Annotated in this window: 24 protein-coding genes; 21 read left to right on the forward strand and 3 right to left on the reverse strand. The window is 48.0% G+C overall.

Annotation, left to right across the window (positions count from 1 at the left end):
* Positions 1 to 45 precede the first annotated feature (45 nt).
* The 5 genes from hfq (at position 46) to ACFQZT_RS33665 (ending at position 5,178) form a co-directional block, all read left to right on the forward strand.
* Positions 46 to 285, forward strand: a complete 240-nt coding sequence (gene hfq / locus ACFQZT_RS33645) for an RNA chaperone Hfq (RefSeq protein ID WP_379307578.1) — start codon at positions 46 to 48, stop codon at positions 283 to 285.
* A 139-nt stretch (positions 286 to 424) separates the two neighbouring features.
* Positions 425 to 2,992, forward strand: a complete 2,568-nt coding sequence (locus ACFQZT_RS33650) for a transglycosylase domain-containing protein (protein ID WP_379307580.1) — start codon at positions 425 to 427, stop codon at positions 2,990 to 2,992.
* Positions 2,993 to 3,063: 71 nt separating this feature from the next.
* Complete coding sequence (locus ACFQZT_RS33655; RefSeq protein ID WP_379307582.1) at positions 3,064 to 3,783, forward strand: peptidylprolyl isomerase; 720 nt, start codon at positions 3,064 to 3,066, stop codon at positions 3,781 to 3,783.
* Between the two features lie 33 nt (positions 3,784 to 3,816).
* A complete protein-coding gene (locus tag ACFQZT_RS33660) occupies positions 3,817 to 4,476 on the forward strand; it encodes an alpha/beta hydrolase (RefSeq protein ID WP_379307584.1) in 660 nt (219 codons plus the stop codon).
* A gap of 12 nt (positions 4,477 to 4,488) precedes the next feature.
* Positions 4,489 to 5,178, forward strand: coding sequence for a YdcF family protein (locus ACFQZT_RS33665; protein ID WP_379307586.1), 690 nt, complete (start codon positions 4,489 to 4,491; stop codon positions 5,176 to 5,178).
* Between the two features lie 81 nt (positions 5,179 to 5,259).
* Here the strand turns inward: ACFQZT_RS33665 and ACFQZT_RS33670 are convergent, their stop codons facing one another.
* Together ACFQZT_RS33670 and ACFQZT_RS33675 are read right to left on the reverse strand one after the other, a co-directional pair.
* Positions 5,260 to 6,129 (reverse strand): SDR family oxidoreductase, encoded by an 870-nt coding sequence (locus ACFQZT_RS33670; RefSeq protein WP_379307588.1) that lies wholly within the window; start codon positions 6,127 to 6,129, stop codon positions 5,260 to 5,262.
* Positions 6,130 to 6,183: 54 nt separating this feature from the next.
* Positions 6,184 to 6,966 carry a GNAT family N-acetyltransferase gene (locus ACFQZT_RS33675; RefSeq protein WP_379307590.1) on the reverse strand — a complete coding sequence of 261 codons (783 nt, stop codon included), beginning with the start codon at positions 6,964 to 6,966 and terminating at the stop codon, positions 6,184 to 6,186.
* A gap of 156 nt (positions 6,967 to 7,122) precedes the next feature.
* On the opposite strand from ACFQZT_RS33675, the gene ACFQZT_RS33680 reads away from it, so the two are divergent.
* The 13 genes from ACFQZT_RS33680 to ACFQZT_RS33740 all read left to right on the forward strand — a co-directional run bounded on the left by ACFQZT_RS33680 (position 7,123) and on the right by ACFQZT_RS33740 (position 22,199).
* A complete protein-coding gene (locus tag ACFQZT_RS33680) occupies positions 7,123 to 7,524 on the forward strand; it encodes a GNAT family N-acetyltransferase (protein WP_379307592.1) in 402 nt (133 codons plus the stop codon).
* Between the two features lie 103 nt (positions 7,525 to 7,627).
* Positions 7,628 to 8,629, forward strand: coding sequence for a lipoate--protein ligase (lplA, locus tag ACFQZT_RS33685; protein WP_379307594.1), 1,002 nt, complete (start codon positions 7,628 to 7,630; stop codon positions 8,627 to 8,629).
* A gap of 96 nt (positions 8,630 to 8,725) precedes the next feature.
* A complete protein-coding gene (locus ACFQZT_RS33690) occupies positions 8,726 to 9,472 on the forward strand; it encodes an SDR family NAD(P)-dependent oxidoreductase (protein WP_379307596.1) in 747 nt (248 codons plus the stop codon).
* Positions 9,473 to 9,492: 20 nt separating this feature from the next.
* Complete coding sequence (locus ACFQZT_RS33695; RefSeq protein ID WP_379307598.1) at positions 9,493 to 10,446, forward strand: acetylxylan esterase; 954 nt, start codon at positions 9,493 to 9,495, stop codon at positions 10,444 to 10,446.
* 119 nt (positions 10,447 to 10,565) lie between these two features.
* Positions 10,566 to 11,501: an AAA family ATPase gene (locus tag ACFQZT_RS33700; protein WP_379307600.1), complete on the forward strand. Its 936-nt coding sequence runs from the start codon at positions 10,566 to 10,568 to the stop codon at positions 11,499 to 11,501.
* Positions 11,502 to 11,700: 199 nt separating this feature from the next.
* A complete protein-coding gene (locus ACFQZT_RS33705) occupies positions 11,701 to 13,191 on the forward strand; it encodes an FTR1 family iron permease (RefSeq protein ID WP_379307602.1) in 1,491 nt (496 codons plus the stop codon).
* Between the two features lie 22 nt (positions 13,192 to 13,213).
* On the forward strand, positions 13,214 to 14,422 hold the full coding sequence (locus ACFQZT_RS33710; RefSeq protein ID WP_379307604.1) for an EfeM/EfeO family lipoprotein: 1,209 nt from the start codon (positions 13,214 to 13,216) through the stop codon (positions 14,420 to 14,422).
* Positions 14,423 to 14,445: 23 nt separating this feature from the next.
* Positions 14,446 to 15,720 carry an iron uptake transporter deferrochelatase/peroxidase subunit gene (gene efeB / locus ACFQZT_RS33715; RefSeq protein WP_379307606.1) on the forward strand — a complete coding sequence of 425 codons (1,275 nt, stop codon included), beginning with the start codon at positions 14,446 to 14,448 and terminating at the stop codon, positions 15,718 to 15,720.
* Positions 15,721 to 16,410: 690 nt separating this feature from the next.
* Complete coding sequence (gene hflX / locus ACFQZT_RS33720; protein ID WP_379307608.1) at positions 16,411 to 17,739, forward strand: GTPase HflX; 1,329 nt, start codon at positions 16,411 to 16,413, stop codon at positions 17,737 to 17,739.
* A 2-nt stretch (positions 17,740 to 17,741) separates the two neighbouring features.
* Entirely contained in the window at positions 17,742 to 18,992 is a 1,251-nt protein-coding gene (locus tag ACFQZT_RS33725) for a methionine gamma-lyase family protein (protein WP_379307610.1), read from the forward strand.
* Positions 18,993 to 19,088: 96 nt separating this feature from the next.
* Complete coding sequence (locus tag ACFQZT_RS33730) at positions 19,089 to 19,502, forward strand: MerR family transcriptional regulator (RefSeq protein WP_188174229.1); 414 nt, start codon at positions 19,089 to 19,091, stop codon at positions 19,500 to 19,502.
* A 27-nt stretch (positions 19,503 to 19,529) separates the two neighbouring features.
* Positions 19,530 to 20,867 carry a type I glutamate--ammonia ligase gene (gene glnA, locus ACFQZT_RS33735; protein ID WP_379307612.1) on the forward strand — a complete coding sequence of 446 codons (1,338 nt, stop codon included), beginning with the start codon at positions 19,530 to 19,532 and terminating at the stop codon, positions 20,865 to 20,867.
* Positions 20,868 to 20,960: 93 nt separating this feature from the next.
* Positions 20,961 to 22,199, forward strand: coding sequence for an aminopeptidase (locus tag ACFQZT_RS33740; RefSeq protein ID WP_379307614.1), 1,239 nt, complete (start codon positions 20,961 to 20,963; stop codon positions 22,197 to 22,199).
* A gap of 81 nt (positions 22,200 to 22,280) precedes the next feature.
* On the opposite strand, the gene lexA is transcribed toward ACFQZT_RS33740, so the two are convergent.
* A complete protein-coding gene (gene lexA, locus ACFQZT_RS33745; RefSeq protein WP_367812216.1) occupies positions 22,281 to 22,898 on the reverse strand; it encodes a transcriptional repressor LexA in 618 nt (205 codons plus the stop codon).
* A gap of 147 nt (positions 22,899 to 23,045) precedes the next feature.
* Here lexA and ACFQZT_RS33750 point away from each other — a divergent pair, with 147 nt between their 5' ends.
* The 3 genes from ACFQZT_RS33750 (at position 23,046) to ACFQZT_RS33760 (ending at position 24,596) form a co-directional block, all read left to right on the forward strand.
* A complete protein-coding gene (locus tag ACFQZT_RS33750; protein WP_379307617.1) occupies positions 23,046 to 23,432 on the forward strand; it encodes a LysM peptidoglycan-binding domain-containing protein in 387 nt (128 codons plus the stop codon).
* Positions 23,433 to 23,578: 146 nt separating this feature from the next.
* Positions 23,579 to 23,764, forward strand: a complete 186-nt coding sequence (locus ACFQZT_RS33755) for a DUF896 domain-containing protein (RefSeq protein WP_379307619.1) — start codon at positions 23,579 to 23,581, stop codon at positions 23,762 to 23,764.
* A 40-nt stretch (positions 23,765 to 23,804) separates the two neighbouring features.
* Complete coding sequence (locus ACFQZT_RS33760) at positions 23,805 to 24,596, forward strand: HAD family hydrolase (RefSeq protein WP_379307703.1); 792 nt, start codon at positions 23,805 to 23,807, stop codon at positions 24,594 to 24,596.
* Positions 24,597 to 24,644: the final 48 nt, after the last annotated feature.

A 24,644-nucleotide genomic window follows, 5' to 3' on the forward strand; every position in this document is an offset into this window, starting at 1 on the left:
AGCGCCGAAGGGCGAACGTTTCATTCCATTAAGGGGGACCAACTGATGAACAAATCCATTAATATCCAAGACAATTTTCTCAATCAGCTCCGCAAAGAAAGCATTCCCGTAACGGTTTACTTGACTAATGGGTTTCAAATCAGAGGACTTATTCGCGCCTTCGATAACTTCACGATCATTATTGACAGTGAAGGCCGTCAGCAAATGGTGTATAAACACGCCATTTCCACGTTTACACCGCAAAGATCCGTGTCGCTGATGGCAGCGGCAGAAACGTCGGAATAATCCGTTTCCAGGATGTTTTTGCAACTTTTTATTTTGTAAGACCGTCTAACCGAATAGAAACGATTGGAGCAACCTTGATTATAAGGTTGTTCTTTTGTTGGTAAGACCTAGAGAATGAACAACAAGGGAGTCGGTGGATTTGGCGAAACCAACGAATACGAAGCCGCAAGGCAACAACAAAGGTTCAAAGAAGAAACGATTCAATGCTCGCAAACTTATTTTCGGATCCATTATTGCAGCGATATTAGCCGTTATTTGTGCGATGGGCGTTTACATTATCGTCATTATGAGTGGTTATAAGATACTGAATGAAAATATTGATAAAATTAATACGACGGCTGAATCAACGCTTATTTATGCTCAAGAGGATGGCAAAGATAAGAATGGCAAGGATCTTCCGCCAACCGAGATCGCCAAAGTATATAAAGGCGGCGAAAACCGCGAAAGCGTAAAAATCAAGGACGTCCCCGAACGTCTGCAACAAGCGTTTATTGCCACCGAGGATCGACGGTTCGAACAGCATTCTGGCGTAGACTTCTGGGCCATCGGACGCGCCCTTGTGAAGGATGTCATGCATATGAGCGCAGTCGAGGGCGGAAGTACGATTACGCAGCAGTTAGCCAAGAACGTATTTCTGAGCTCGGAGAAAACGGCATTCCGGAAAGGTACGGAAATGTCGATCGCGTTTGCCTTGGATCAAAAGTTTAGCAAAGATGAAATTATGGAAAAATATTTAAACCGCATTTTCTTCGGAAACAATGCTTATGGCATTAAAGCGGCCGCCAAAGTCTATTTCGGCAAATCGGATCTCAATGACTTGAAACTTTGGGAGATGGCTACCTTAGCTGCCTTGCCTAAAGCGCCTTCCAAATATTCACCGTTAAAAAATCCGGATTTGTCTAAGGAACGTAGAGGTGTAGTCCTTCGATTGATGACGGATCAGGGATATATTACGGAAGCTGAACGCGCTGAAGCGGCTGCAGTCGATTATGTTCCGCCGGCTTCGGCAGCTCAAGGAAGCAAAGATTACGCAACCTTCGTTGATTATGTGACTAATGAAGCTGAAGATATAGCTGGCATCGACGAAGACGAATTGCTCACTAAAGGCTATCGAATCTACACGACGATGAATCCGAAAGCTCAGAAGGTTATGGAGACGACCTATACGAATGCAAGCCTGTTTCAGAAGGACGCATCGGATGGTCAAAAGATCCAGAGTTCCATGGTCATTGTTGATAACAAAACCGGCGGTTTAGTGGCCATGATCGGGGGAAGGGATTATCAACCTAAAGGCTTTAGCCGCGTTTATTCCAAAAGGCAGCCGGGTTCTTCGTTTAAACCTATCGCCGCATATGGACCGGCACTCGAGAGCGGGAAGTACACGCCATATTCGATGATGGACGATACGCAGACTTCTTTCGCCAACGGGACGTATACACCCCGCAACTATGATAGAACGACACATGGTCAAGTGACAATGTTCGAAGCAGTGAAGAAATCTTACAACTTGGCTCCTGTGTGGTTGCTGGATCAAATGGGTGCGAAGACGGGCATGGATTTTGCCAAGAAGCTGGGTATCAATTTGAACCCTGACAAGGATCGCAACCTTGCTATCGCATTAGGCGGTCTTACGGATGGGGTTTCTCCGTTGGAAATGGCTACAGCTTATACAGCGTTCGCTAACCAAGGCGTGCAAAATAAAACGCACTCCATTCTGCGAATTGAAGATGCGCAAGGCAAGGAAGTTTACACCTACAAACCGGAGAAGAAGCAAGTCATTCAACCGAAAACCGCATATTATATGACATTACTGCTTCAAGGAGTCGTGGAACCTGGCGGTACGGGGACAAAAGCGAAGTTCAACCGTCCTGTAGCCGGTAAAACAGGAACGACAGGACTCGATATTAAAGGGATTGAAAAATACGACCGCGACGTCTGGTTTGTCGGTTATACGCCGGAATGGACGGCTGCCGTATGGGAAGGCTTCGATAAAGTCGATGCCAAGCATTATGTAACGATCGGTAGCGGCAGTCCATCCGCGATCTTCAAAGAAGTTATGTCCAAAGCGCTTGAAGGCAAACCGGTAACGGATTTTGTGAAGCCGGATAGTGTGCCGGATTTGACGGAACCGCCAAGCGGCATTGCGGATTTGGCTGCAACGTACTTGCCTGAAACGAAATCAGTGAAATTGACTTGGACCTCTCAAGGCGATAAAGTTGCCTATAAGCTGTTCCGCAAAAGCTCGAAGGAGACTGATGCCAAGCTGCTGATTCAAGCACCGAACGCAGAAGTTAACGATACAACCGTAAGCAGCGGTGAAGCTTACCAGTATTATGTCACCCCAATAAACCTGGAGACAAATACAGATGGTGCGCAATCGAATGTTGTGAATGTCGAGATCCCTAAGGATCAGGCGCAGATTTCTCCTTCTCCTTCGCCTTCCGGATCGCCATCACCGTCACCGGGGAATGGTAAGGACCATAATTCTCCTAAGCCATCGCAGTCACCGGGTTCGAAACCGACGACTACGCCTGCGGATGGCGGTAAAGGAAATGCGGGGACGGGGATAGGGGCGAGCCCAAGCCCTAACCCAAATTCGTCTCCGGCAAGCAACTCGGCTCAAGGCAACGCTGATAAGTCAAATCCAAACAATACGCAAGACAACAATCAAGACGGCGTAATCGTATCAATTCCGAAAACCCCATAAAGACTGTCACGCCGCCATTAGGCGGTGTGGCTTACATACCATCACACGTTTTACGGAGGATGAAAATAATAATGAACTGGAAAAATTCGAAGCTGCTCCCCATCACCCTACTTGCACTGACTTTACTTGCTTCAGCTTGCGGCAATAAGCCTTCCGAGACAGCCGGCGGAACGGCGTCTCCGAAAAGCGGAGCTGCAACTCCCGCAGCTACTGCAACTCCATCAGCTGCGGCATCGCCGAGTACGTCCAAACAATGGAGTAAGGCTCCTGACATGACGATTGACCCGAACAAATCGTATCAGGCCGAAGTAACGACATCTAAGGGAACCTTTACCATCGACCTCTTTGCGAAAGAAGCTCCAAAGACGGTGAACAACTTTGTATTCTTGTCCAAAGAAGGCTTTTACAATAATGTCACGTTTCACCGGATCATCAAAACATTCATGATTCAAACCGGGGACCCGACCGGAACGGGTATGGGCGGTCCAGGCTACAAATTTGCCGACGAGCTTAAAACGTCGCACAAATATGAACCGGGTATCGTTGCGATGGCGAATTCCGGCCCGAATACGAATGGAAGCCAATTCTTCATTTGTTCGGGTGCAGATAGCGCTTCACTAAACAAAATTCCGAACTATACGATTTTCGGCAAAGTCACGGACGAAGGCATGGCAACGATCGCGAAAATTGCGGATACACCTGTACAGATGAATCCGCAAGGCGGCGATTCGTCACCAAGCATGCCGAAAGAAAAAGTAACCATCAACTCGATTGCGATCAAAGAAAAATAGATGCGCCAATTCCACTTTGGGAGGGATGCCTGTATGAAGCAGCCTTGTTTATTGTTCCACGGTTTCACCGGCGGCCCCTTTGAGGTGGAGCCATTGGCGCAGTATTTACTGGAGCGTGGACAGCCCTGCGATCTGCCTAAACTCCCGTGGAACGGTGAAGACGTTCAAGAACTGAAGACTTCCCGCTGGGAAGATTGGGTAGTAGCTGCAGAGCAGCATGCAGAACGAATGACTAGGCAATACGGTTCGTTTGATTTAGTCGGGTTTTCCATGGGCGGTCTGCTCGCCGCCTATTTGGCCGTTCGATATCCTGTACGCAAACTGGTGCTTTTGAACACAGCTGTCATTTATATTAGTCCTGCGCGTTTGCTGAATGTCATACGGGAGGACTGGAAGCATCAAGATCAGGATTATTTGCACAAGGCCAAAACGACTCCGCTGCGAGCCACATGGCAGTTCACACAGCTGGTGCGGCATTTGAAACCGGAAATAGGGAAAGTAACCGTTCCTACACTTGTCGCGCAAGCGGAGAAAGATCAAGTTATCCATCCGCAAAGCGCAAGGTATATTTATCGGAAATTAGGAGGCCATAGAGAGTTGTATTGGTATCCAAAGTCCAAACATCTCATCTGCCATAGTGAAGATGCCGACGCTTTATTTGAACAGGTCAGTACGTTTCTGAAAGAGGAGTAAGGGAGAAGGGCAATGAAAACGCAACAACATTCGATTCAACGTCATATCTCTCGTAAACCGAAAAGCCGTACCCGTTCGGGTCGGCCAAAACGGATGTTAAGCTTTTTTAGACGGTTTTTCCAAGTGCTGCTCGTGGTTTTCCTGCTATTTGTTGGATGGATTGTGTTTATCCAGTGGAAAGTTCAGCGAGCTCCCGTCCAAGCTCTTCCTGATCGCGTAGATGTGGGCATCGTGCTGGGTGCGTCGCTGCGCAAAGACATTCCAAGTCCAGGGCTGCAGGAACGTCTCGATCTGGCAGTTAAACTATACGGGCAGGGGAAATTCCAGCATCTCATCGTTTCCGGCGGACTGGACCATAATGGTTCGAAACTGACGGAAGCCGAAGGAATGCGTAATTATTTGATTCAAAAAGGAGTTCCGCAAAACCGCATTTTGCTCGAACCCCGGGCCACGAGTACTTATGAGAATTTGCTGTATAGCAAGCAAATTATGGACGAGCAGGGGCTGGTCAGCTCGATTATCATGACGCATCAATTTCATGGCTCACGTTCCCTGGACATCGCCCAAACGATCGGTTTGAAGCAGCCGGTCGTATCTTTAACGAAGTCGGAAGTGCTCTTCTTGCCTTATCACGAAGCGCGTGAAACGCTGGCGTTTACGAAGTGGGAATGGACGAAGCTGCTGCTAAAAGCAGGCTTATAAGAGAAAAAGGCTGTACCTGAAGCGGATCAAAGAATCCCTTGCAGGTACAGCCTCTTTTTTTGTTCATATGGTTTCCCTTCGCTAACCGTTCACGATAGTGCCGCCATTTACATGCAAGATTTGGCCTGCCATGTATGACGAGTCCTCGCAAGCGAGGAAGACATAACTAGGGGCCAGTTCCTTGGGCTGTCCCGCACGTTTCATTGGCGTATCCGAGCCGAATACGGCGACCTCTTCGGCTGCGAACGTTGAAGGGATTAGCGGTGTCCAGATCGGCCCTGGAGCCACACCGTTTACGCGAATGCCCCGCGGATTCAGTTGAAGCGACAGGGAGCGAGTGAACGCAACGATAGCTCCTTTGGTTGAGGCGTAGTCTATTAACTGTTCATGACCGTGATATGCGGTGATGGAGGCCGTGTTAATAATGGCGCTCCCCTGTTTCAGATGGGGTAGCGCGGCTTTCGTTAAATAAAACAAAGAGAACAGATTCGTGCGGAACGTTCGCTCCAACTGTTGCGAAGTAATGTACTCGATGCTTGCCTGTGGATGCTGTTCAGCCGCATTGTTGACCAAAATATCCAGTTTACCGAACTGTTTAACGGCTTGATCAATGATTTGCTTGCAGAAGCTCTCATCTCCGATGTCGCCTGCCACATGGAGGCATTTACGTCCTTCGGCTTCGACCTGGCGGTGCGTTTCTTCGGCATCGCCGTGTTCGTTCAAGTACACGAGAACGACATCCGCGCCTTCTTTGGCATAAGCAATCGCAATCGCCCGACCGATGCCGCTGTCACCTCCGGTGATGAGCGCAACTTTGTCTTTCAGTTTGCCGGCGGGCTTATATTGGGCATCCTCAAAGACCGGCCGCGGATTCATTTGCGACTCAATGCCCGGCTGTTGATTCTGGTGCTGGGCCGGAAATACCGGCTTTGTTGGTGTAGCTGTTGCCATGGTGTAAAGCTCCTTTCATCCTAACCGGTTTCCTTGTTAGGATGATGCAAGGGGCTACAAATCATACTTAATCCGGTAATGGTAGCCATAAAGCGACTGGTAACCCAATTTTTCATATAAATTCACAGCGGGCTTATTGCCGGCGATAACTTGCAGATATTGCTTGGTAGCTCCTTGTTCCAAGCTCCAAGCGGTGAGCGCATGCATCAACGAATAACCAATTCCTTGTCCGCGGCTTGCTTCACTCACGACAACATTCACAAAGCCAGCCCAGCCCTCCTCAAGTATCATCGTCCCCACAGCAACCGATTCTCCGTTCTGCAGTAATCGCACAAATCCTTTGGTTGCGGGCATACGTTCAAACAATCCGGTGTAGAACGCTGCCCGATCCTGAGGGTATTGTTCCAGCTTAATAAATGCCTCGAACCAAGCTTCATCGGCTTGATGCGACCACTTGGCCTCAACGGGAATTGATGCTTTTTTAAGTAAAGCTTCCTGTGCTTTCTTACGAACTTCCTGACTGTCAGCAGTCATAAAGAGACATGGAGTATCTGCTTCATATCCGTTATCAGCAAGCTGTTTATCCAAACCCTCAGGCGATGCGCCACTAACATGAAACAAGGACGGTAAGCCGCGTTCCTTATAAAATTGTTCTGCTTTCTGCAGCCAAGCAGGATCATTCGGGTAGTCCCCGATGGCCAATATACTGTTTGCACGCTTCGTCACGCCTTGCGATTCTCGCAGCAGCCAGTTATCAATTATAGAAGTTGATTCAGCAGGCCATGTACGTGCGGCGATCTCATCCATCTCAATAAATGGCGTTCTATTTTGGTTCATGCTACGGTCCCCCCAATGATCATAAAATAATATAAATAAATATACAAAAATATGAATAATAATACAATCAATCATTTGAAGAAAGTGGCAAAAAATTGCTCTTTATTGTAAGCTATGGGTACCATAGATGCAAGTGTTGGCTGGAGGGATAAGAGCTTGGAAATTACGATACGCAAAGCAAAGGCTGAGGATTATGATGCCGTGAATGCCATCATTCGGTTCGGTCAGGAAGAGCATGCCGAAGCGCTCCCTCATCTGTTCGCACGCTTGGATCGCGTTGTCGCGATGAGCTGGTACCGCAGTTTTTCGGATCAACTTAACAAAGTCATTCTTGTTGCCGAAATCGCCGCACAACTTGTCGGGGTCGCTATGCTGGAATTGAAAAAAAGTCCGCCGTACGATGCGCTCGTCCCGCGCACTTATGCTTATATGAACGAATTGGCTGTAGCTCCCGCCTATCAAAGGCAAGGCATTGGTACGAAACTGTATGAAGCATCCTTACAATGGGCACAAGAGCACGGTGCATCATCTTTGGAATTGAACGTTTGGGAATTTTAATTCGCGCGCAATCGCTTTTTACCATTCCCTGGGCATGTCCACTTTGAACCGAACAATGACATTCCCTTTATCCTAACAATGAACGAATAAGGAGCTAATAACGATGTTATTTATAAATAATGAAAATATTACGGATCCTAGAGTGAATCTGGCCCTTGAAGAGTATGCGCTTAGACATTTGCCGGCGGATGAGAACTATCTGCTTTTCTATATCAACGAACCGTCCATCATTATCGGTAAAAACCAAAATACGATCGAGGAAATCAACCCTGAGTATGTCAAAGAGCAAGGACTGCACGTCGTTCGCCGCCTTTCCGGCGGGGGTGCGGTTTATCATGATCTAGGCAACCTGAACTTCAGTTTTATTACCAAGGATGACGGCAATTCTTTTCACAATTTTCAAAAGTTCACAGAACCCGTCGTTGCAGCACTTCGCAATTTAGGCGTTGAAGCGGCCTTATCGGGACGCAATGATATTCAGGTTGGCGAACGCAAAATATCCGGCAATGCGCAGTTCGCGACGAAAGGAAGAATGTTTAGCCATGGGACGCTGCTGTTTAATTCCGAAATTGAGAATGTTGTAAGGGCATTAAAGGTTAACCCTGATAAAATTCAGTCCAAAGGCATTAAATCCATTCGCAGCAGAGTCGCTAACATCACTGAGTTTCTTCAACATCCAATCACGATTGAACAATTCCGCAAAAAGCTGCTGGAATCCATATTTGGCACCGAAGAAGCTCGGGTTCCGCATTACAAGCTAACCGCCGAGGACTGGGGCCGTATTCATGAACTATCAACGGAACGGTACCAGAATTGGGATTGGAACTATGGTAAATCGCCTAAGAGCACCATTCAAAGCTCCAAACGTTTTGAAGGCGTTGGGACGCTGGATATACGCATGGATATTGAAGGCGGCCATATCAATAATATGAAAATTTACGGTGACTTTTTCGGAGCTTACGATGTAGCGGAAATAGAGGACTTGCTTCGCGGCGCGCGTTATGAGGAGTCTGCAATTCGTGAACGATTAGCCGGTGTTGAGCTTCGCCGCTACTTCGGGGCATCGGATCCGGAGGCATTCGTGGATTTGTTGCTGTTCACTTGAGTTACTTTTGATATGATTTGCTCCAGCAGCAGCTCCCGATTTCCCGGGAAAGCGCAGGAACTGACAAGAAATGCGGTCTATAGGAGGCATAAGAAGATGCAAAATTATCATGGAAAAGTTGCTGTTATTACGGGAGCTGCGAGCGGCATTGGTCGAACGCTTGCCATAACCTATGCGCAGCATGGTGCTGTTGTTGTGCTTATCGATAAGGATGAGGCTGGGCTACGGCAACTGCAGAAACATCTTGATGAAACCGGATCCCAATCGAAGATTTACACACTTGATCTTAGTGAATCCAGCGGCATTGAAACCGTGATGCGCGATATTCAGACTAAACTAGGAAGGATCGATCTGCTCATCAATAATGCCGGCCTCGGAATTTGGAAATCTCCTTATGAGCTCACTATCGAGGATTGGGATTATGTGCTGGGTACAAATCTGAGAGGTACGTTCCTGTGTTCGAGAGAAGCGGCCAAAATTATGAAGACGCATGGTGGAGGGTCGATCGTTAACATCTCATCCACGCGCGCTTTGATGTCCGAGCCTCATTCAGAGGCTTATGCGGCTTCCAAAGGCGGTATTTTATCGTTAACGCATGCACTGGCTGTTTCTCTGGGTCCTGATCACATTACCGTGAATGCGATATGTCCAGGCTGGATCGAAAATGGGGATTACAGCCAGCTGCGTCCGGAGGATCATAAGCAGCATCCAGCACAACGGGTCGGAAAACCAGAGGACATTGCCCGCGCCTGTTTGTACTTGACGGATCCTGCAAATGATTTTGTGACGGGTACAGAGATCACGATTGACGGCGGCATGACGAAGAAAATGATGTATATCTAATAGCGCATAGGGGGAAGGCCATGAACGCCATTAATAAAAGAATTAACGAACTTAACCTTTATGCGCCTAACATACAAAAACCCGCAGATTTATCTGATTTTTGGGAGCAAACCTTGTCGGTCGAAGATAAAGAGCCTCTCCGAATGGAGCTTTTGCCTGTAACTACAGCGATGAATCAGGTACGCGCGTTCAAATTAATCTATGAAGGGTATGCGAACACACCTATTCACAGCTGGTATCTGGTGCCGGAACTGGGGGGAAGCAAACCGCTACCCTGCATCGTAATGTTTCACGGCTATACGGGTTCCAAAGGAGAACCTGAAGATTATGCCGCTTGGCTGCTGATGGGGTACGCCGTACTTGCTATCGATATCCGTGGCCAGAGCGGAGAGACGGGTAACAAGCTCGCGCAGTCCTATGGCATGACTAAAGGTTGGGTCACTCAAGGCATTCTTGACCCGTATTCCTGCTATTACAAAGCATTGGCCATCGATGCCATCCGGGCCGTCCGTTGTGTGAAGCGGCAGCCGGAGGTCGACGCCGGCCGTATCATTGCCATGGGCGTCTCCCAAGGCGGAGGCTTGGCACTGCTCACATCTGCATTGGAGCCGAGTGTCTGTATGGTTGTAGCGGCCATTCCGAACATGTGCCATATGGACTACGGCTTGTTTCACTCAACCGGCTCATTAACTGAAATCGCACAGTTCGTCAGCCACGCTCCCGAGCGCCTGGAAAAGGTGCTGTCGACGCTGAGTTACTTTGATATCGTGAATCTGGCTGACCGCATCGAACAGCCCGTCTGGATGTCGGTAGGTCTCAAAGATACCGTTTGTTTGCCAGAGACCGTTTTTGCTGCCTACAACGAGATAGCCTCCTCAAACAAAGAGCTGCAGATCAATGCTTTTCTGGGACATGAGACCGTGCGGGGGCATAAGGCATTAGTGGATGCCTTTATGAAGAAACATTTGGGATAAGTGGAAACCCGCGTTCGGTTCATCCTAGAAATCATAAAGAGTTGCGTCTAAGCGTAAGATGGATTAATGGGTACTTCGCTGAATGATGTGTCCACCAACAAGTAAACGAGGTGATCCTCATGAGTGGTCGAAGCCTGCCATCGAGACAAATCAACATCGTGTTGCGGCAACCGGAACCTCACGCCTCGCAAACGGCGGAAGCCGAGCCACAACTGATCGGAAAGCGAACTCCGCAAGAAGGCCCGTTATCTGACATTTTCAAAGAGTTGAATCAAATGATAGGTCTCGATAATGTTAAAGAATTGGTTCATGAAATCTACGCGCTGCTGCAAATCTCACATTTTCGCGCAGAGGCGGGTTTGACCAGTAACTCTCACGTCTATCATATGATTTTCAAAGGAAGTCCGGGTACGGGGAAAACGACCGTGGCACGGCTGATGGGGCGCATGTTTCACGCAATGGGCGTGCTCAGCAAAGGGCATTTTATTGAAGTGGAGCGCGCGGATCTGGTCGGCGAGTATATTGGTCATACCGCGCTCAAGACGCGTGAGCTCATCAAGAAGGCGATGGGTGGTATTTTGTTTATTGATGAAGCCTACAGCTTGGCGCGAGGCGGTGACAAAGACTTCGGCAAGGAATCGATCGATGCGCTTGTCAAAGGGATGGAGGATAAGAAGAACGACTTTATATTAATTTTAGCCGGTTATAGTGAAGAAATGGAACAATTTTTGGCCACGAATCCCGGATTGCCTTCCCGCTTTCCGATTCAGGTTGATTTCGAAGATTATCATATTGATCAACTTATCCAGATTACGGAGCTTATGGCGAAGGAGAGGGAATATGTGCTGCTTCCGCAAACCATCGTGAAGTTAAAGCAGCATTTAACGGAAGAAAAGGCGGTGACCTGGAGAGCGTTCAGCAACGCGAGGTACGTTCGCAATATTTTGGAAAAATCGATGCGGCATCAGGCAGTCCGTTTGCTTAGTCAATACGTTAACACGCCGTCTAAGGCAGAACTGATGTCCATCCGTCCTGAAGATTTAAAAATTAAATAATCGTGTGAAGAAGCTGTTCAACCATGGGGTTGGACAGCTTTTTTTGAATATTGTTGATCAAAGGATTAGGGGAGACGATTGTTTTTAAGAAAACCAATTGACAGATCGGCGCAAATGAGTAAAATAAACAGAGTGGTCATTGATAATGATTATCAATATTAAATTAGTTCGTATTACTTGATATAGGGAACGGTGATTTATGCGAAAAGTTATGATAATCAGTTGGATAGCAATGCTCATGCTTCTCTCTTTCCCGCTTGCCGCAGGGGCACAAGCTGAGGATGATTTAAAGAAAGCCGACCAAGGCATTCAACAAGCCATTCAATTGGCGGAGGGCGGTAAGTTGGATGATGCCGCCAAGTTGTTTGACACGTTCCAAACCACATGGTTGTCATATGAGTCCGGCATTAAGTCCAAATCTTTGGCGGCTTACCAAAAGATCGAGGCCGCGATGGGCGAAGTATCTTTCGCAACCTTGAAGCAGCCGATCGACCAGGCCAAAATGGTTGCAAGCTTGAAGCAGCTTCACGATTTAAATCAAAGCTTCATCTCAGGTAAACTCGATGTGTTCGGTGAGGTCAGCAAGAGCTCCGAACCAGTCACGATTGCTACGCTTGTCACATTGCTCGAGAAAGCATCGGATCAATTAAAGCACCAAGATGTTGAAGGCGCTAGAGCTAATATTCAAACACTGCGCAGCTCTTGGCTTCAAATTGAAAGCATCGTACTTACGCAGTCTTCTGCCGTTTATACATCTATGGAAAGAGACATGGTTACCGCGTATGCGCAATTGACGGCTAGCCCCGTACAATCCGCGGAAGCTGCAGCAACGATCCAACGTATGCATGCTGAGCTTGGACCTTTAGCAGGCAAAACTAGTTATACGATGTTGGATGCGACAACCATTTTATTGAGAGAAGGCCTTGAAGCGCTGTTAGTCGTCATTGCGCTGCTCGGATTTCTGAATAAATCGGGACATGGCGATAAAAAGCGATGGATTTGGGTTGGCGTTGGCAGTGGTCTTCTGGTCAGCATCCTGCTTGGAATCGTCGTTCAACAGTTATTCTCCACCAGCGCTTTTGGCAACAACAATTTCTTAATCGCAGGTTGTACGGGTATTTTTGCTGCGGTCATGCTGCTTTACATGAGTTATTGGTTGCACAGTAAATCCAATGTCTCGAATTGGCAACAGTACATACGCGATCAGAGCGTGAAGGCGCTGGCCACAGGCAGTCTGGTTTCGCTAAGCGTGCTGGCTTTTCTAGCTGTATTTAGAGAAGGAACAGAAACGGTATTATTTATGATCGGCATGGCCTCTTCCATATCGATCGGCTCTTTGCTTGGCGGAATTGCTATCGGTGCAGGCATACTCATCATCGTTGCCTTCCTGATTTTGAAAATTGGCTTGCGCATTCCTATGCGCCCATTTTTCCTCATTTCTAGCTTATTTGTCTTCTATCTCTGCTTCAAATTCGCCGGCATGGGCATTCATGGCTTACAATTAGCCGGTTATATGCCCGCGACAACAGCTACTTGGCTGCCAAGTTGGGATGCTATCGCTTTGTACCCGACGCTCGAGAGTGCAATTCCTCAATTTGCACTTCTGGCATCCGCATTGTTCGCCGTATTATGGGAACGACGCAAAACGATTCAATTTAAAAAAACGGCGCTATCCATTAAAGAAAATTAAACCAAGTGAGGGAAACCATACCATGAACAAACGTAATCAACTCATCGTACTAACTGCTGCAATCACGCTCGTACTTGCCGGTTGCGGCAAAGCGGCCACTCCGGCGCCCGCATCCACAGCGACGCCAGTCGAGAGTCCATCTTCAAGCGCAACCACAGTTTCGGCAAAAGAAGGAGCAGCGGCGTTTCTCAAAACGATCGATGGTTTGAAAGGGCAATTAGACCAGAAGAAAGTAAATGATCCGAAGAAGCAATCGGAAACGCTGGAAGATGAATGGGCAAGCTTCGAGGATGAAATTAAAGCGAAATATCCGGAGTCTTATGTGAAAGTCGAGAAATATTTAACGCCGCTTGAAGCGGGATTGAAACAAGATCAGGTTGATATTAGCCTTTTAACGACACTGAATGATGGCTTGAAAGCTGCAGTAACAGAAGTGAGCAATCTCCTGAATGAAAATAAAGGAGCAGTTGACCACGCGACTATTTCCGGGTCCAAAGAGCTGCAAGACGCTGCGAAAGCTTATAATCAATACGTTCAAGACCAAGGCAAGCAATTGGTTACTTCATTGGAACAATTGAACGCAGCTGTGAAAAGCGGCGATCTGAAAAAGGCACAAGAATCCTATGTACAAGCACGCATGCCTTATGAGAGAATTGAACCTATTATTGAGAGATTCAAAGAATTAGATGGCGTGATGGATGCTCGTGTGGATGATTTTAAAAATGAGAGTGATCCGGAATTTACAGGCTATCACCGTATTGAGCATCTTCTTTTTGTCAAACAAGCAGTTAAAGACGCTGAACCTTTCGCAGATCGTCTCCTGGAAGACGGCAAAAAAATGCAGCAAGAAATTGCAGGAACGAACATTGAAGCGTCCGATTTTATTACAGGTGTGGGCGAGCTGATGGAAGAAGCGCAAACCAAGAAAATTACGGGTGAAGAGGAACGTTGGAGCGGTGCATCGGTTCCGGTCATTCGAGCCAACGTCGAGGGCGCTCAAGAAATATATACGCTCGTTAAAGACGAGCTGAAGAAGAAAGATGCCGCTCTTGATGAGAAAATTAGCAAAAGCTTAAATGCTGTTATTGAAGCGATGAACTCCATGTCACCTGCGGGAAACACATGGAACGATTTTAGCAAAATTGAAAAGTCCAAGCAGATTGATTTGAAAAATAAACTGGAAGCTCTGGCCGAACCATTGGTAAAAATGCCAGGGACCTTAGGTCAATAAACGATTAGAAGGGGAAGAAAGAAATGGCAGATAAAATGAATCGTCGTGCATTTCTAGGGATGACGGCAGCAGGGGCAGCTGGCATGATGCTGGGTGATTTCATAGGAAAAGCACAGCGGAACGATCCCGTCGATACCAAAGCACAGCCAGGTTCGGAAGCGGCGTCTGCGAACGAGACGATTTCCTTTTATGGCTCCCATCAATCCGGAGTTATTACTCCTCAACAGAACTTTGCCAATGTTGCAGCCTTTGACGTAACAACGGATGATGTAAAGGAATTGAAACAGCTTCTCCAAAAATGGACCGAGATGGCAGCCGCATTAATGGAAGGAAAGCCGCTCGCCGAGGAACCGCAGCCGGAGAAATTCCCGCCTGTAGACACTGGAGAGCAAATGGGTTTAAACACCGGGAAGCTGACACTCACCTTCGCGGTTGGAGCGAGCTTGTTTGAGAAAGATGGCAAAGACCGATTCGGTCTTCGCTCCCGTAAACCGGCTGGCCTTACGCAGATGCCGATCTTTCATTCCGACTCCTTGCAGGAACAACTTACACACGGGGATCTTATTATTCAAGCCTGCGCGAATGACCCCATGATCTGTTTTCATGCAATCCGGAATTTTGCGAAAGAAGCACGGGGAATCGCGCACCTTCGCTGGCAGCAAACGGGTCAGCTCGGGATCAAATCGGAAGGAACGAAGCGCAATCTGTTCGGATTCAAGGACGGAACGAATAATCCGGCTTTAAATGATGATCAGTTCATGAAAAATAACGTATGGATTCAATCCGGCGACGGTGCGCCATGGCTGGAGGGCGGAAGCTATATGGTCGTGCGGCGCATAAATATGCGAATTGAAACCTGGGATCAGCAGCCTTTTGGCGATCAGGAAAACATCATCGGCCGGCAAAAGGTGTCAGGAGCCCCGATAGACGGTTCGAAAGAGTTCGATCAACCGAATTTCGCGAATGATCCGAAAGGTGAAAAAACGGCCTTAGATTCACACATCCGCCTATCGAACCCGCGTACTGGAGAGAATTCAGAACGTGAACGTATTTTGCGCCGCGGGTACAATTTTATGGAAAATCTTGATGCTGTGGGCCGAATGAATGCCGGGCTATTATTCGTTTGTTATAATAGAAATTTACAGACACAATTCGAGTCTATTCAGAAGAGATTGACGAATCCAAAGATGCCGGATAAAATGCTTTCTTACACGCAAACGACAGGCGGAGGTTATTTTGCCGTACTGCCGGGTGTTGCCGCGAAAGGCTCCTATTTGGGTCAAAGCTTGTTTGGGTAAATGCTGGTTATGAAACCGAAAGGCCTCCGGTCTTTCGGTTTTTTATATCTTATAGAAAGGATAAGCTTCAGGGAGGACGTTGAGCTCAGCGTTCTAAGCGAGTTCGACCCTATGTGACGTTGATCGATGCGTTAACGATGTTATTCAGCGTTCCAGAAGTAAAAGTAAATGGAAATGAGTGAATAGCGATGTTTTCCATCGTTACAGAGTAGAAATAGGCAGTATGGTGAGCCAGATCGAAGCAATAGCGATGTTTTTCATCGCTACAGACGTAAGAGAAAAATGGAATCGAGTCCGTAATGATGTTTTCCATCGTTAGAGGGATCAACGAGCAGAGCTCAAAGTCTCTCATTTTTCGGTGACAAACGGCACTGCTGTTCCTGTTTGGGGTAACCGGAAATGCGCGCGAATCCTGCCGCGCGTTGTAGCGCCGCCGCACGGCGGTGGTCAATCCCAACCGCGATAATGCTGAGGATAACTCGTGCCTACGCGGATTTTCCGCATCATGAGCTAAACATTGGGAGTAGACATGGACCTGTGGCGCAGCTTCGGGTTTTTTCTTAGTGACCTATAGATTAAACTTCGCTGTAAATGAATTTTCCCGCCGGTCAAATTGACTTTCCTTTCCTTTTCCTACACAATGATGGTGGGTTATGCAATACAGGATGGTGCCGCCAAAGGAGAAAATTGATGAAAACTACTTCACATAGGGTTGAAAGTGAAATTCAGGATCGGGCCGTACTCGTGAGCCTGATCACACAGAAACAGAAGAAGAATGAAAAACTGGCTGAGTATTCGCTTGAGGAGCTGGTCAAGCTTGCTGAAACGGCCGGCGTACTCGTACTGGAAACGATGACGCAGAATAAGGAAACCGCCGATACCCGCTGGTTTATCGGGAAAGGTAAGGTTGAGGAATTGAAGGCGCGAATCGAGGAGTTAGGTGCCAACACTGCGATCTTCGACCAGGAGCTCTCCGGTGCCCAAGTTCGCAATCTGGAGACGGCGCTCGACGTCAAAATCATCGATCGTACGCAGTTGATCCTGGATATTTTCGCGCAGCGCGCCAAAACACGCGAAGGGATTATTCAGGTGGAGTTGGCGCAGCTTAGTTATTTGCTGCCGCGGCTTTCAGGACAAGGGAAGAACCTGTCGCGGCTTGGCGGCGGAATCGGTACGAGAGGGCCCGGCGAATCGAAGCTGGAGACCGATCGCAGACACATTCGCGGACGAATCGACGAGTTGAAGGCACAACTGGGGGAAGTGGTGCGCCATCGCAATCTGCACCGTGAACGCCGCAAGAAAACGGGTGTTTTCCAGGTTGCGCTAGTTGGCTATACGAATGCTGGAAAGTCAACGCTGCTCAAACAATTGACACAAGCGGACGTCTATGTGGAAAATCAACTGTTTGCCACACTCGATCCGACATCCCGGACCATGGAATTGCCAAGCGGCAAAGAGATCGTATTGACGGACACCGTAGGTTTCATTCAGAACTTGCCGCATGATTTGGTCGCTTCATTCCGCGCAACATTGGAAGAGGCGAACGAAGCCGATCTGATCTTGCATGTTGTCGATAGTTCGACAGAGATGCGAAATGAACAGATGCGCGTCGTTGCTGAAGTACTGGAAGAGCTTGGAGCTCACCAGAAGGAGCAGCTAACGGTCTTTAACAAAATTGATCTTTGTACGCAGCAAGAGCAGGAAATGCTCTCAACTGAAGGTGACTTCCTAAAAATCAGTGCTTACACGCAAGAGGATCTTGAACGGCTGAGGCTGGCCATACAAGAGAAACTGATGGGGGAGAACAAGCTGTTCCGTATTCCGGCTGAGAAGGGCGATATGATATCGCTCGTCTATCGCATTGGCGATGTGCTGGCAAATGAAGTGGATGGCGAGGATATGCTTTTTCAAGTGCGGGTCAATAAAGACGATTATGAGAAGATGGGTTACATGCTTGCTGCATATGATCAGCAGCGTGTTCAACAAGAAGGACTGGATGGCAGGGGAGAGGTTTACTAATTATGCAATTCGGGGAAAAAGTGATGGCGTTGATGGAAAGCGCCGAACGTAAAGCAGAAAGCGCTTTTCGGCAAATCGAAAAGACAATCGATATCAATCAGTGGAAAGTGATTGGGGCTTTCCAAAAGCATAAAGTGAGCGATTACCATTTCGCCTCCTCGACAGGGTACGGGTACAATGACCGCGGCAGAGAGGTGCTCGATCTCGTATACGCCGATGCTATGGGAGCGGAAGCCGCGCTGGTACGTCCCCACTTTGTCTCGGGGACTCATACAATCGGCACCGCGCTATTTGGCGTGCTGCGCCCAGGCGAACATCTTCTTTACATAACGGGTAAGCCTTATGATACCCTACATAAAGTCATTGGCAAGCCGGGCGACGGTACCGGCTCGCTGCAGGATTGGGGCATCGGCTACAGCGAAGTTGCCCTGACTGAGGACGGCACGCCGGATTGGCAGGCTATCGTGGCGGCGATTCAGCCGAACACGAAGGTGATCGGCATTCAGCGTTCGCGCGGTTACTCATGGCGGCCGTCTTTTACGATCGAACAAATCGGCGAGATGGTCCGGTTTGTCAAGGAAGTGAACCCCGGCGTTATCGTTTTCGTCGATAACTGCTACGGGGAGTTCACCGAGCCGCAGGAGCCGACACAAGTCGGCGTCGATTTGATGGCCGGCTCGCTCATCAAGAACCCCGGCGGTGGCATCGCCCCGTCCGGGGGCTATATTGCAGGGCGGCGCGACCTCGTGGAGCTCGCCGCCTACAGATTGACCGCCCCCGGTATTGGGGGCGAGGTCGGAGCCATGCTCGGCGCGACGCGGAGCATGTATCAAGGGCTTTTCCTTGCCCCGCATTTGGTGGGGCAAGCGGTCAAGGGCTCGGTCTTCGCAGCAGCGGTGTTCGAAGACCTCGGCTTCGAGAGCCATCCGCGCTGGCAAGACTCGCGGACGGACCTGATCCAGGCGATCCACTTCACGTCCGCGGAGCACCTGATCACGTTCGTACAGGGCATCCAGAAGGCTGCCGCTGTGGACTCACACGTCGTGCCGGAGCCTTGGGATATGCCCGGTTATGAGCATCCGGTCATTATGGCCGCCGGCACGTTCATTCAGGGCGGCAGCCTCGAGTTGTCTGCCGACGCTCCGATCCGCGAGCCGTACATCGCGTATATGCAGGGCGGATTAACTTATTCCCACTGCAAGTTAGGCGTGCTGACAGCTATCCAACATATGGTGGACAAGGGATTAATCTAAAAAAAAGGAACTGTGAACAAACCTAACACTCCTTGACACGTTTTTGTTACGAAGGTACAATAAAGGTGAGGTACTTACTGACCAGGAGTGATTAGCATGAGTGATGAAATACGTAGAAATATGGCGTTATTCCCGATTGGTATTGTCATGAAGCTGACGGATTTAACAGCGAGACAGATTCGCTATTATGAACAACACGAACTCATTATACCGGCGAGAACGTCAGGGAATCAGAGACTTTACTCGTTCAATGACGTAGAAAGATTGTTGGAAATCAAAGATTTGATTGAAAAAGGCGTGAATATCGCAGGCATTAAGCAGGTGCTCTTGCCGGTTGACAAAGACTCGGAAGATGCGACGATCATTAATGAGCATACTGAGGTTAAACGTAAAGAGCTCTCCGATTCACAACTGCACAAGATGCTCAAGCAGCAGTTGATCGGCGGCGGCAAGCGTCCGGGTCAAGTTTCCTTGATTCAAGGCGAGCTATCCCGATTTTTCCGTAAGTAAGCGTTTATTTTAGAGAGGAGAATGTTCGTGGGTTACAATAATTATAGCAAAGAAGACATCCTGCGCATTGCCAAAGAAGAGAACGTTCGTTTTATCCGACTTCAGTTTACGGATTTGATGGGCAGCGTAAAAAACGTTGAAATCCCTTTCAGTCAATTGGAGAAAGCGCTTGATAACAAGATGATGTTTGACGGCTCCTCGATCGAAGGCTACGTTCGTATTGAAGAATCCGATATGTACCTGTACCCTGATCTAAGCACTTGGGTCATTTTCCCTTGGGTTACAGAAGGTAAAGTGGCTCGTTTGATCTGCGACATCTACCTGCCTGACGGCAGACCATTCCCTGGAGATCCGCGCGGTATATTGAAAAACGCGCTGAAACAAGCGGAGGAGATGGGCTACACAGCAATGAATGTAGGCCCTGAACCGGAATTCTTTTTGTTTAAGACCGATGAGAAAGGTAATCCGACTACGGAGCTTAACGACCAAGGCGGCTATTTCGATTTGGCGCCGATGGATCTTGGGGAGAACTGTCGCCGAGATATCGTTCTGACATTGGAAGAGATGGGATTTGAAATCGAAGCATCTCATCATGAGGTAGCACCCGGACAGCACGAAATTGATTTCAAATATGCAGACGCTCTCAAGGCAGCTGACCAGATCCAAACATTTAAATTAGTTGTTAAAACGGTAGCCAGACAGCACGGCCTGCATGCGACCTTTATGCCGAAGCCGCTGTTCGGTGTGAACGGTTCAGGTATGCACTGCCACCAATCGCTATTCAAAGGCGAAGTGAACGCATTTTATGACGAAAACGATAAGTTAGGTCTAAGTCAAGCGGCCAGACATTATATGGCAGGTGTGCTGCGTCATGCGCGCTCTTTTGCGGCGATTACGAACCCGACGGTTAACTCTTACAAACGTCTCGTGCCTGGTTACGAAGCGCCTTGCTATGTAGCATGGTCAGCGAGCAACCGCAGTCCAATGATCCGTATTCCGGCTTCCCGGGGCTTAAGCACACGTGTTGAAGTGCGCAACCCGGATCCGGCTGCGAATCCTTATTTGGCGCTTGCCGTGATGCTTGCAGCAGGTCTGGATGGCATTAAGAACAAAATGCAGCTTCCTCCGCCGACTGACCGCAACATCTATGTGATGAGCGAAGAGGAAAGAGAAGAGCAAGGCATTCCGAGCTTGCCTCTGAACTTGAAACAAGCACTCGATGAGCTGATTCGCAACGACGTGATCTGCGACGCTCTTGGCGAGCATGCGCTTGCGCATTTCTACGAGCTCAAAGAGATCGAGTACGACATGTACCGTACGCAAGTACACCAATGGGAAAGAGACCAATATCTGTCGCTTTATTAATCCGGCAAACCAACTAGATAATGGAAGCCCGTTAGCTGTTCAGGATCATGCATCCTGCGCTGATGGGCTTTTTCATGCGAGGAGATCGAATTTATGGACAATTTTTATGGCAATTTAGAAAAATACGCAGAACTTGTCATTCGGATTGGAGTCAATCTTCAAAAAGGGCAAGATTTGTTGATTGAATCGCCGATGGAATCATTGGAATTAACGCGTCTTATTGTGAAGAAAGCATATGAAGCGGGAGCCAAGTTCGTACAAGTGCATTGGCAGGATGACATCATCACTCGAAGTCGGTTCGAAATCGCAAGCGATGAGGCGATCGACTATTATCCAGAGTGGTATTCGAGCATGCTGGAACGTTTCGTTGAGAACGGCGGAGCTTTACTGCACATTAAAGTGCCGGATCCGGATCTGTATAAAGGCATTGATGCCGAACTGGTGGCTAGAGCTTCCAAAGCGGCGTCAACGGCGCGGGCAACTTATCAGCAGTATGTTCGTACCAGTAAGTTCAGTTGGTGTTTGATTAAGGCTCCGACACAAGCTTGGGCGGCGAAGGTGTTTGCCGATCTTCCCGAAGAGCGGCGTATAGAGGCCATGTGGGATGCGATTTTTCGGATGAATCGGGTCTATGAGGAAAATCCGGTTGACGCCTGGCGTGAGCATCTCAAACAACTCCGGAAGATGCGTCAAGTGCTCAATGATAAAAAGTATGCCGCCCTCCAGTACCGTGCTCCTGGAACCAATCTTCGCGTCGAGCTGCCGGAAGGCCACATCTGGCTCGGCGGAGACAAGGGGAATGAGAAGGAAGTTCACTTCGTAGCGAATATGCCGACCGAAGAAGTGTATACGATGCCAAAAAGAACAGGCGTGAACGGAACAGTTACGAGTACGAAGCCGCTCAATGTAAACGGAGCGATCGTTGATAAGTTTTCGTTCAGGTTTGAAAATGGACAAGTCGTTGAATATACGGCAGAAGTTGGCTATGAGCATCTGGATAGTTTGATGAAGATGGATGAAGGAAGCCGTTATTTGGGTGAAGTTGCGCTCGTGCCGTTTGAATCGCCTATTTCTAATATGAATCGTATTTTTTATAATACAGGGATTGATGAGAATGCTTCTTGCCATCTTGCTCTTGGCAGCTGTTACCCGATTAATCTTACGAACGGAGCAAAGCTTTCCAAAGAAGAGTTGAGCGAACGCGGAGGAAATACCTCGCTGATCCATGTTGATTTCATGATGGGTTCGGCTGATCTGGATATTGACGGTGTTCTTCATGACGGAACGGTTGAAGCAGTATTCCGGAAAGGGAACTGGGCTCTGCAATTTTAACAAAGAAATACAAAAGACCGTAGGCTCTGGCCTACGGTCTTTTGTTGCACATATACAATTACTTGTAGGGAAAAGTGCTGACTACATATCGCGGAACAAACCGATAACACGTCCAAGAATGGTAACATGTTTAAGCAGGATAGGCTGCAATGCAGAGTTCTCCGGCTGAAGACGAATGTGATCGCGTTCCTTGTAAAAACGCTTCACGGTCGCTTCATCATCTTCAGTCATCGCGACGACGATGTCGCCGTTATTCGCCGTTTGTTGCTGCTTCACGATAACATAATCGCCGTTATGGATGCCTGCTTCAATCATACTATCGCCCATGACGCTAAGCATAAATACGTTGTTATCTCCAACGAGATGAGATGGAAGAGGGAAATAGTCTTCGATATTCTCCGTTGCCGTAATAGGAACACCTGCGGTTACTTTTCCGACTAATGGAACTCGTGCAACCGAATGAGCAAAATTGCTTTCGCTGCCATCCAGGCCCAATATTTCAATCGCACGGGGCTTGGTTGGATCGCGACGGATTAATCCTTTTTTCTCCAGACGTTCCAAATGTCCGTGCACCGTTGAACTGGAAGCGAGTCCGACAGCCTCTCCGATTTCTCTAACGGAAGGCGGATAGCCCTTATCTTTCACTTCATTCTTAATGAATTCCAATATAGCCTGTTGTCGTTGCGAGATTTTACTCAATAGTTATCACTCCAATTATGGGAATCATTACCCAAAGTATAACATAGAACCGGAGTTCGTACAAACATAAGTTCGAGAAAAGTATTGACTCAAACATGTGTTCGTGTTATTCTGATACCAGAACAAATGTTTGGGGGATGATTTTTCATGTACATTGCATATTCTCATACGAACAATACACAACCACTTCATAGATCGCTTCATACATCCAAGCGGATTCAGTCTAAATTAGCGAAGAAGCTGTTAAACTTCATTCTATTAGTTGTAATTCTAGGCACTGTGTTCTCCTTTGGCGCTATCGTTCAAGCTTATGCGGGCGATGGGGAGTCATCTGCTCCTTTGAAAGCTGGTGCTTCTGTGAAGGTAATTACTCATGAGAAGGTTGTTGTTCAACGCGGGGATACGCTTTGGAAGATTGCTTCCTCTCATATGAACAAGGGGGAGAACATTCGTTCTTACATTGATCGTATGTATACTCTTAATCATCTTGGAACGGCTTCTCTCCAAGAGGGTCAAATTCTATTGTTGCCTTAATTAGGAATAGCCTCTGGTTGTTATATTCATACACTTCTTCTTGAGACTCGGGATAGCTCCCGTGTCTCTTTGTTTTGCCTCCTTGACAATCCTTAATCCGGATGGCAAAGTAGTAGTCATACTGAATTTTGCCAGGGAGGACGATCATGAGCGACAACATGGATCAGAATATAGAACGGATCAATGAGCTTGCCCGTAAAGCGAAAGCCGTTGGCTTAACGGACGAGGAAATTGAGGAGCGCAACGAGTTGAGAAAAAAGTATATCCAAGCATTCCGAAGCTCTCTTAAAGTTCAACTTGATTCCATCAAGTTCACCGATGAAGAGCAATAGGGAGTTACAATAGAAACAGCAATCAAAGGGGAAGAGAATGATGACATTGAAAGCCGTACTATTTGATTTGGACGATACGCTCTTATGGGACGACCGCAGTGTGAAGGAAGCGTTCGAGGCTACTTGCTCGGAAGCTGCCAAGCATGTGAATGTGCACCCGGAAGCCTTGGAGGCGGCTGTCCGTCAAGAAGCCCGCGCTTTGTACGAGTCGTACGAAACGTTTCCATTTACGAAGATGATTGGTATCAACCCGTTTGAAGGACTATGGGCGAATTTCACACAGGGAGAGAATGTGAACTTTCGCAAACTGGAAAAGCTCGCGCCTGGATATCGTACAGCGTCATGGACGCGGGGACTTCAAGCGCTAGGCATTGAAGATCGCGAACTTGGCAACAAACTTGGAGAGTTGTTTCCGGCTGAACGTCGTCGACGCCCTCTCGTCTATGAAGAGACGTTTCGAGTACTGGACACGCTGAAAAGCAACTATAAGCTTTTGCTCTTAACGAATGGATCCCCGGATCTGCAGAAGGAAAAGTTAGCCGGTGTACCTGAGATTCAGACGTACTTTGATCACATTGTTATTTCCGGTGAATTTGGTGAGGGGAAACCGGCGACATCGATATTTCAACATGCGATGGGGTTACTAGGTATTGAAGCTCACGAAGGCATCATGATTGGAGACAAACTGACAACGGATATTCTTGGTTCCGGTCGCGTCGGTATGCGTAATATATGGATTAATCATCACGGCTTTCCTCAAGGTGACGAAATCGCACCTTCTTATGAAGTTTCCCGGCTTCAAGAAATTCTGCCCATCATTGCGAGTCTTTAAATAAACACAGCAAAAAGCCCAACGGACCAGGAGCTATCCTGAGATCCG

Origin of the sequence: Paenibacillus sp. GCM10027628, from assembly GCF_042676385.1 — a bacterium.
Lineage (GTDB): Bacteria > Bacillota > Bacilli > Paenibacillales > NBRC-103111 > Paenibacillus_E.